Source organism: Streptomyces inhibens (assembly GCF_003389455.1).
Classification (GTDB): domain Bacteria; phylum Actinomycetota; class Actinomycetes; order Streptomycetales; family Streptomycetaceae; genus Streptomyces; species Streptomyces inhibens.
Window position 1 is genome coordinate 1 of sequence record NZ_QUAC01000009.1, and the last position, 7,816, is coordinate 7,816.

The 7,816-nt window shown below is 69.8% G+C and carries 3 protein-coding genes and 2 pseudogenes; 2 read left to right on the forward strand and 3 right to left on the reverse strand.

Annotated features, from left to right (window positions below):
• A pseudogene (locus DY245_RS01105) lies at positions 1–243 on the forward strand (ABC transporter ATP-binding protein); the annotation flags it as partial.
• A 270-nt stretch (positions 244–513) separates the two neighbouring features.
• Here DY245_RS01105 and DY245_RS01110 read toward each other — a convergent pair.
• The 3 genes from DY245_RS01110 to DY245_RS01120 form a co-directional block, all read right to left on the reverse strand.
• Entirely contained in the window at positions 514–5,475 is a 4,962-nt protein-coding gene (locus tag DY245_RS01110; RefSeq protein ID WP_128502462.1) for an NAD-glutamate dehydrogenase, read from the reverse strand.
• 481 nt (positions 5,476–5,956) lie between these two features.
• Positions 5,957–6,619, reverse strand: coding sequence for an HAD family hydrolase (locus tag DY245_RS01115; RefSeq protein ID WP_128502464.1), 663 nt, complete (start codon positions 6,617–6,619; stop codon positions 5,957–5,959).
• Positions 6,620–6,722: 103 nt separating this feature from the next.
• Entirely contained in the window at positions 6,723–7,232 is a 510-nt protein-coding gene (locus tag DY245_RS01120) for a DUF6912 family protein (protein WP_128502463.1), read from the reverse strand.
• Positions 7,233–7,528: 296 nt separating this feature from the next.
• On the opposite strand from DY245_RS01120, the pseudogene DY245_RS45080 reads away from it, so the two are divergent.
• A pseudogene (locus DY245_RS45080) lies at positions 7,529–7,816 on the forward strand (hypothetical protein); the annotation flags it as partial.

A 7,816-nucleotide genomic window follows, 5' to 3' on the forward strand; every position in this document is an offset into this window, starting at 1 on the left:
GACCACGACGTGCTGATGATCGACGAGGCGCTGGCCACCGGTGACCGCAGCTTCCAGAAGCGCTCCGAGGCCCGCATCCGCGAACTGCGCAAGGAAGCCGGCACGGTCTTCCTGGTCAGCCACAACAACAAGTCGATCCGGGACACCTGTGACCGGGTCCTGTGGCTGGAGCGCGGCGAAGTGCTGATGGACGGCCCCACGGACGAAGTGATCAAGGCGTACGAGGACTTCTCCCGCTCCTGATCCCCTCCCCCACGCAAAAGCGCCGGACGGGCTGAAAACTTCAGCCCGTCCGGCGCTTTTGTCAGCCTGTCCGGCAGTTGAGGACAAGGGCGCCGANAGTGCTGATGGACGGCCCCACGGACGAAGTGATCAAGGCGTACGAGGACTTCTCCCGCTCCTGATCCCCTCCCCCACGCAAAAGCGCCGGACGGGCTGAAAACTTCAGCCCGTCCGGCGCTTTTGTCAGCCTGTCCGGCAGTTGAGGACAAGGGCGCCGAGGCGCCCCCCGCCTCAGCTGTGCGTACGCAGCAACGTACGCATCGTCCGCATGGCGACGGACAGGTTCGCCAGATCGAAGCCCTCCGACCCCTGGATCTCCTCCAGCGTCGCCCGGGCCCGGCTGAGGATCGCCGCGTTCGCCTGCTCCCAGGCCTTGAACCGCTGCTCGGGCGTCGAGGTGCCGTTGCCCACCGACAGCACATCGGCGGTCAGCGCCGCATGGGCCGCGAAGAGGTCCTCGCGGATCGAGGCGCGGGCCATCGACTGCCAGCGGTCGTTACGCGGCAACTCCAGGATGCGGTCAAGGAGTTGGTTGATCCGCAGTCGCTCGCCCAGGTCGTAGTAGACCTCGGCGACCTCCAGCGGCTCCTTGCCCAGGCGGTCCGCGACGGCGACGATGTCCAGCGCCGGGAAGACCGAGGAGAAGCCGGACACCTGGACGGCCAGCGGCTCGGGCACACCCGCGCCGGTCAGCTCCTCCAGAATCGTCTCGTACCACTCCAGGTCGCTGCCCTGCAGCAGCTTCGGCAGCTCCGCCCAGACCTGCTCGACCCGATCCGAGAAGAAGTCGATGGTCGTCGACAGCTCCAGCGGCTGCGGGCGGTTGTTGAGCAGCCAGCGGGTGCCGCGCTCGACCAGCCGGCGTGAGTGCAGCCGGATCCGGGTCTGGACATCGGCCGCGACGACATTGTCGAGCGCCTCGACATCGTCCCAGACCTGGTTGAGCCGGAAGATGGCGCGGGCCGCGGTGTGCGCCCGGACGACCTCTTCGAGGGAGGCGCCGGTCTCTTCCCGCATACGGTGCAGGAAGCTCGTACCGCCGGTGTTGACGGTGTCGTTGACCAGCACCGTCGTGACGATCTCCCGGCGCAGTGCATGCCCGTCGACCTGCTCGGCGAAGCGGTCGTAGAGCGCCGAGGGGAAGTAGGCGTGCAGCAGCCGCTGGAGGTAGCGGTCGTCCGGCAGCCCGGTCTGGATCAGCGCATCGGCGACCGTGATTTTGGTGTACGCCAGGAGCACCGCGGTCTCGGGCTGGGTCAGCCCGCGGCCGGCGTTCAGCCGCTCACGGATCTGCCGGTCGGTGGGCAGGAACTCCAGCGCCCGGTCGAGATGGCCGTCGCGCACCAGGCGGCGCATGAAGCGCTGCTGGGCGTGGAGCATGCTGGAGGACTGGGCCTGTGCCAGCGCCAGCGCGGTGTTCTGCGCGTAGTTGTTGCGCAGCACCAGCGCGCCGACCTCGTCGGTCATCTCGGCCAGCAGCTTGTTGCGCTGCTTGACCGTCATGTCCCCTTCGGCGACCACGGCGTTGAGCAGGATCTTGATGTTGACCTCGTGGTCGGAGGTGTCCACACCGGCGCTGTTGTCGATCGCATCGGTGTTGATCTTCCCGCCGGCCATGGCGAACTCGATCCGGCCCAGCTGGGTCAGCCCCAGGTTGCCGCCCTCGCCGACGACCTTGACCCGCAGGTCCTCGCCGTTGACGCGGATCGCGTCGTTGGCCTTGTCGCCCACATCGGCGTTGGACTCCGCCGAGGACTTCACATACGTGCCGATGCCGCCGTTCCACAGCAGATCGACCGGCGCCTTGAGGATGGCCCGCATCAGATCGGCCGGGGTCATCTTCTTCACGCCGGCCTCGATGCCGAGGGCGGCCCGCACCTGCGCGTTGATCGGGATGGACTTGGCCGAGCGCGGGTGGATGCCGCCGCCCTGGGAGAGCAGCTCGGTGTTGTAGTCCGCCCAGGACGAGCGGGGCAGCTCGAAGAGCCGGCGGCGCTCGGCGTACGACGTCGCCGCGTCCGGGTTGGGGTCGATGAAGATGTGGCGGTGGTCGAAGGCGGCGACCAGCCGGATGTGCTCGCTGAGCAGCATGCCGTTGCCGAAGACGTCACCGGACATGTCGCCGACGCCGACCACGGTGAAGTCCTGGGTCTGGGTGTCGTGGCCCAGCTCGCGGAAGTGCCGCTTGACCGACTCCCAGGCGCCGCGGGCGGTGATGCCCATGCCCTTGTGGTCGTAGCCGGCGCTGCCGCCGGAGGCGAAGGCGTCACCGAGCCAGAAGCCGTACGACTCGGCGACCTCGTTGGCGATGTCCGAGAACGTCGCGGTGCCCTTGTCGGCGGCGACGACCAGGTAGGTGTCGTCCTCGTCGTGGCGGACGACGTTCCGCGGGTGTACGACCTCGCCGCCGACGAGGTTGTCGGTGATGTCCAGCAGACCGGAGATGAAGGTCTTGTAGCAGGCGATGCCCTCGGCGAGCCAGGCGTCCCGGTCCAGCGAGGGGTCCGGGAGCTGCTTGCCGACGAAGCCGCCCTTGGCGCCGACCGGCACGATGACGGTGTTCTTGACCATCTGCGCCTTGACCAGGCCGAGGATCTCCGTACGGAAGTCCTCCCGGCGGTCCGACCAGCGCAGACCACCGCGCGCGACCTTGCCGAAGCGCAGGTGGACGCCCTCGACCTTCGGGGAGTACACCCAGATCTCGTACGCCGGGCGGGGCGCCGGCAGGTCGGGGATGGCCTGCGGGTCCAGCTTCATCGACAGGTAGGCGTGCGGCCGGCCCTGGCTGTTCTTCTGGTAGTGGTTGGTGCGCAGCGTCGCCTTGATGACGGTGAGGAAGGACCGCAGGATCCGGTCCTCGTCCAGGGAGGCGACCTGGTCGAGCGCGCCGTCCAGCTCCTCCAGCAGCCCGTCCGTCAGCTCCGTGCCCGCCCTCTGGCGTTCCGGGGACATCCGCGCCTCGAAGAGCGAGACCAGCAGCCGGGTGGTGTGGACGTTGTTGGAGAGGGTGTCCTCCATGTACGTCTGGCTGAAGGTCGCCCCGGCCTGCCGCAGGTACTTGGCGTATGCCCGAAGGACCATCGCCTGGCGCCAGTTGAGGCCGGCCCGCAGGACCAGGGTGTTGAAGTTGTCGCTCTCGGCAGCGCCGGTCCACACCGCCGTGAACGCCTCCTGGAAGCGCTCGCGGGCGTCGTCACCCTTGACGTGCTCCGGCATCCGCAGACCGAAGTCGTAGACCCAGGCGATGGTGGAGTCGGCGCAGCGCAGCTCGTGCGGGCGCTCGTCGATGACCTCGACGCCCAGGCGGTTCAGGCCGGGCAGCACCCGGGACAGCGAGACCGGCTCGCCCCTGCGGTAGATCTTGAAGCGGCGTTCGCCGGGGCCCGCGCCGACCGGTTCGTAGAGGCTGACCGAGAAGTCGTGGCCCGGCTCGCCGGTGAGCTTCTCCAGGTGCTGGAGGTCGGCGACCGCGCTGCGCGGGCTGTTGTCGGCCTTGTAGCCCTCGGGGAAGGCATGGCTGTAGCGGCGCAGCAGCTCGGCGGCGCGCTCCTCGCCGACCTCGGCGATCAGCGCCTCGGCGAAGCCGTCGGCCCAGGAGCGGGCGGCCTCCACCAGCCGGCTCTCGATGCGGTCCGCATCGGCGTCGGTGAGGTCCGGGAGGGTCGCACCGGGCTCGACGCGGATGACGAAGTGCAGCCGGGACAGGACCGACTCGGTGTTCCAGGCCGTGAAGTCGACGCTGGTGCCGCCCAGCTCCTCCTTGAGGATCTCGATCAGACGCAGCCGGACGCCGGTGGTGTAGCGGTCGCGCGGGAGGTAGACCAGCGCGGAGTAGTAGCGGCCGTACTCGTCCTGGCGCAGGAAGAGCCGCAGCCGGCGGCGCTCTTGGAGGTAGAGCACGCTGGTGGCGATGGACCGCAGCTCGTCGACCGGGGTCTGGAAGAGCTCGTCGCGCGGGTAGGTCTCCAGGATCTGGAGCAGGTCGCGGCCGTCGTGGCTGTCAGGGCTGAAGCCCGCGCCTTCGAGGACCTCGACGACCTTGCGGCGGATGACCGGGACCCGGCGCACGGACTCGGTGTACGCGGCCGAGGAGAACAGGCCCAGGAAGCGCCGCTCACCGATGACGTTGCCCTGCTCGTCGAACTTCTTCACCCCGACGTAGTCGAGGTAGGAGGGGCGGTGGACGGTGGCGCGGCTGTTGGCCTTGGTCAGGATGAGCAGCTTGTGCTCACGGGCCTTGGCGCGGGCGTCGGCGGGCAGCCGGTTGAAGGACGGCGAGACGGGGTGGCCGGCGTCGCTCTCGCGGTGCGGCGGGTCGGCGCGCAGAATGCCCAGGCCTGTGCCGGGCACGGCGGTCAGCACGTCCTCCTGGGTGCCGCCCTCACCGGGCGCGGAGGCGAGCTCGTACTCGCGGTAGCCGAGGAAGGTGAAGTGGTCGTCGGCCAGCCACCGCAGCAGCTCCTGGGCCTCCTCGACCTCCATCTCGCGCAGGTCGTCGGCGAGCGGCTCGGAGGGCAGCTGGTCGGCGATGCGCAGTGCGGCGCCGCGCATCTTGTCCCAGTCCTCGACGGCCTCGCGGACATCGGACAGCACCCGGAGCAGATCCTTGGTGATCTGCTTGAGGTCCTCGCGGTCGGTCTCGCGGTCGGTCTCGACATGGATCCAGGACTCGGTCACCGCGTCGTGCGGCAGCTTCGCGGCCTTGCCCTTGCCGGTCCTGCCGTGCGCGTCGCAGCTGGAGTCGAAGACCTCGATGAGCTTGCCGGTGACATCACGGCGGACGATCACCTGCGGGTGGATCACCAGGTGGATACCGCGGCCCTGTCGCGACAGCTCATTGGTGACCGAGTCGACCAGGAAGGGCATGTCGTCCGTGACGACCTCGACGACGGAGTGGCTGGAGGTCCAGCCGTTCTCCTCGACGGTCGGGGTGTGCACCCGGACGTTCGCGGTGCCCTGCGGGCGCGTCTCCGCGAGGCGGTAGTGCGAGAGCGCGGCGCCGAAGACGTCGACCGGGTCACGGTCGACGAGGTCCTCGGGGGCGGTGTGCAGGTAGTAGCGCTGGAGGTATCCCGCAAGGGTGTCCGGGTCGAGACCACGTACCGGGTGCTTGCCCCCGGTCGGGCTGCTTTCAACGACCCGGGCGGCCCTTGCGAGCAGCTCGTTCTTGGCTTCGTCCAGCTTGGTCTGCATGTCCTCTGGCTCCTGTCGCGCGCCGTTGCGTGACGTTGTGGAAGAACGTTGGGGAAGCCGCACAACGCCGCCGCGACGCGGAGTGTCCTGTCGCTGTCGACGCTATGCCGCGATGAGAGAAGGCCGTGCCGTTATCGACAATCTTTGACAATGTCGACATGGAGTGTTGGCCGCAAAGACCAGCGACCGCCCGGTCACGGTGGTGCCCCGGGCGCACGGCAGGGGCCTCGATGCCCCCGCGGGTTATCGCGCTGATCACGGTGCAAGGCTATCGCTCCCGACACGGGTGCCGTCATGGGCCGTGTACGTACAAAACCTCAGCCCGAACTTGGACCCTCTGGACAAGGCGGTGCCGGGGTGGAATATGCGTGGCCGCGCGGCGGACGCAGCCCCGGCCCGCCCGGCGAAGAGCCGGGCGTGGGGGCGTACGGCGAGCGGGCCACCCGGAGGCGGGCAGGCCCCTGGGACACGACGGCGCCCGCTAGGAAGCGAGGGCGCCCGCCAGCTCGACCGCCTCGGCGAGGCTGTCCACCACCGGCACCCCGGCGGCCTCCAGACTCCCGCGGCTGTGCGAGCCGCCCGTGTACAGCACGGCATGCGCACCCGCATCCCGCGCGGCCACCGCATCGTCCACCGCGTCACCGATCACCACCGTACGCCCCGGGTCCACCCGCTCCAACGCCGCCAGATGCCGCACCATCTGCGCGCTCTTCGTGCCCCCGGACGGCCCGGTCCTGCCTTCCACCAGCACGAACCGCGACTCGATCCCGAAGCCCCGCACAAGCGGTATCAGCTCGTCATGCCCGAACATGCTGAGAATCGACTGGCTGCGCCCGGCCGCCTGCCACCCCTCCAGCAGCAGATCCACACCCTCGGCGAGCCCACAGCCCACCCGGTGCTCGGTGTAGTGGCGGTGGAACGCCTCGTCCATCACCAGCCACTCCGCGTCCGTCGGCAGCCGCCCCATCAGCCGCTCGTAGAACCGCGGCACGGGCACGCAGTACAGCTCCCGATACGTATCGAGCGTGATCGGCTCCAGCCCGATCTCCGCGAAGGCGGAGTTGGTCGCCCCGATGACGGCGTCGACGTCATGGAACAGCGTGCCGTTCCAGTCCCAGACGATGTGTGTGGCGTGCTTGCCCATACCGTTCCCCATGCGGTTCCCCAGGTCGTTGCCCGTGTGCTTCCCCATGAAGAAAAAGTACCCGCCGCCACTGACAACGCAGCCGGACCGGCGGGTTTGCCCCTCACTTGATCAGTTCGGGGATCTCCTGCACCCCGAACCACATCAGATCGTGGTCCTCCGCGCCGTCCACGGTGAACTGCGCATCGTCATCGCCCTGGTCCGCCGCGCCGAGCGCCGCCGCGGCCGCCGCGACATCCGCCTCCGCGTCCGCGGCATCCACATGCACCGCCGCCGCCTTGGACAGCGGCACCGGTCCGGCGAGGCGCACCTCGCCCAGCGCCGACTGGTCCAGCCCGCGGTCCGGATCCGCGACCGCCGCGCCCTCCGGCACGTCCACGGCCACCACCACCCGCCGCCGCGCGACCTGCGGGTTCCCGGCGAGCAGCCGCAGCGATGCCTGGGCCGCGCGGTTCAGCGCCGCGTACTCCAGCTCCTCGATGTCGTCCGAGACGTACCACTCGCGCAGCGCCGGCGTGACGGCGTACGCACCCAGGGGGCCGGGGCCGCCCAGCTCGCCGTTCTTGTGCGCCTCTGCGAGACCGGAGAGGGTCAGGGGGACATAGACGCGCATGGCAGCCGCTTCCGCTCGATTCGCTCGACTCCGAAGATTGCCCCGCCAGCATACGGGCGTGAGTCCCCCATCGTGCCGCCCCCACAACCCCCGCGCCGCGCACCCCGACCCCGTCCCCCACCCCGCTCCCAAGGCTTCACACCAGGCCCGCGCCACGGACGGGTGAACTCTGCGCACCCCTCCCCGCCACCCGCCCGCGCCTTGCTGCCGCCCCGGCTCCGTCGATACGAAGATCCCCACTAAAAGCTACCGCCCAGTAATCCACCGGGCCCGGCACAACGGGGGCGAGCACTGCCATGACCGACACCGACGACACCACGACGAGCACCGGGACAAGCACCACGACGCGCAGCATGACGAACAGCACGATGAGCAGCACGACGGACGGCACGACGGACGGCACGACGACGAACACCGCGCGCGCCCTCTCCGGGCGCCCCGCACGGCCCGCCGCGCCCACTCCGCAGGACACCGCCGAGACCCGCGATGCCCGCCTGCGCCCGGCTGCGCCAGGGACCGCCCCGACCGTTCCCCGGCCCCGGCGCGCCCCCGGCGACCGCCGCCCCCTCGGCCCCGCCGGCAGC